The organism is Blautia sp. AF17-9LB (genome assembly GCF_003479185.1).
GTDB classification, from domain to species: domain Bacteria; phylum Bacillota; class Clostridia; order Lachnospirales; family Lachnospiraceae; genus Fusicatenibacter; species Fusicatenibacter saccharivorans.
The window spans coordinates 1-1,190 of the sequence record NZ_QUGU01000048.1; the positions used below are offsets into that span (position 1 = coordinate 1).

At 35.4% G+C, this 1,190-nt stretch carries 1 protein-coding gene and 1 pseudogene; both read left to right on the plus strand.

The genetic code is table 11. The features are described 5' to 3' along the window. Positions 1-118: pseudogene (locus tag DWX00_RS20640) on the plus strand (restriction endonuclease subunit S); the annotation flags it as partial. 48 nt (positions 119-166) lie between these two features. Then, complete coding sequence (gene xerA / locus DWX00_RS19410) at positions 167-1,135, plus strand: site-specific tyrosine recombinase/integron integrase (RefSeq protein ID WP_118596028.1); 969 nt, start codon at positions 167-169, stop codon at positions 1,133-1,135. Positions 1,136-1,190 lie beyond the last annotated feature (55 nt).

Sequence of the window (1,190 nt, forward strand, 5' to 3'; positions counted from 1 at the left end):
ACAAGAGGAATTTGAAAAATTTGCTAAGCAAGTCGACAAATCAAAAGTTGCAGTACAAAAAGCATTAGATGAAACGCAGTTATTATTTGATTCTTTGATGCAAGAATATTTTGGATAAGATTACGAATGGTTGTAGGATGCTGGTACTTAAGAGAGGAGTATCAGCATGGATGAGAAAATCGTAACAGTATTAAATGAAATGTCGGAATATTTGTCTATTCCGCAGATGAAAAAGTTACAAGAGGTGATTCTGAAAACCTTTGCAGAAAATGAAGCAGTGAAAACAGATATCTCGAATGACGAATTTTTAAACATGTTTCTTGCTGCCAAAAGAATAGAAGGATGCTCGGAGCGTACAATAAGCTATTATCAGACAACAGTTCAGCATTTGCTATCTAGAATTGAAACAAATGTCCGTAAAATGACAACAGAAGAAATACGTGAATACTTATCAGAATATCAGCAGTGGAATCATTGCTCGAATGTGACAATAGATAATGTCCGACGAAATATTTCCAGTTTCTTTTCCTGGCTTGAAGAGGAAGACTATATTTTGAAGAGTCCTATGAGGCGAATTCATAAAATCCGAACAAAGACCGTTGTTAAAAACATTATTTCAGATGAAGGAATCGAAAAACTCCGAGATAACTGCAAAGAAAAAAGAGATTTAGCGATTATTGACTTATTATATTCTACAGGAATACGTGTAGGCGAACTGGTAAATCTCAATATTGATGATATTGATTTTGAAGGACGTGAATGTGTCGTCTACGGAAAGGGGGACAAAGAGCGTAGAGTTTATTTTGATGCAAAAGCTAAAGTTCATTTAAAAGAATACATAGATAATAGGACAGACAACAATTCAGCCTTATTTGTTACATTAGATGCCCCTTATGATCGGTTGAAAATTAGTGGAGTGGAGATAAGACTTCGCAAACTTGGACGAAAACTAAATCTGGAAAGGATTCATCCACATAAGTTCCGCCGATCAATGGCTACAAGAGCAATCGACAAAGGAATGCCGATTGAGCAAGTGCAGAAAATCCTTGGACATTCTCAGATTGATACAACTATGAAGTATGCAATGGTCAATCAAAACAATGTGAAAACAGCTCATCAGAAATATTTGTCCTAAAGAAATTCGGATTTGTGGGATAAATGTATGTATGTTAGGCTAGGAGAAATATGTG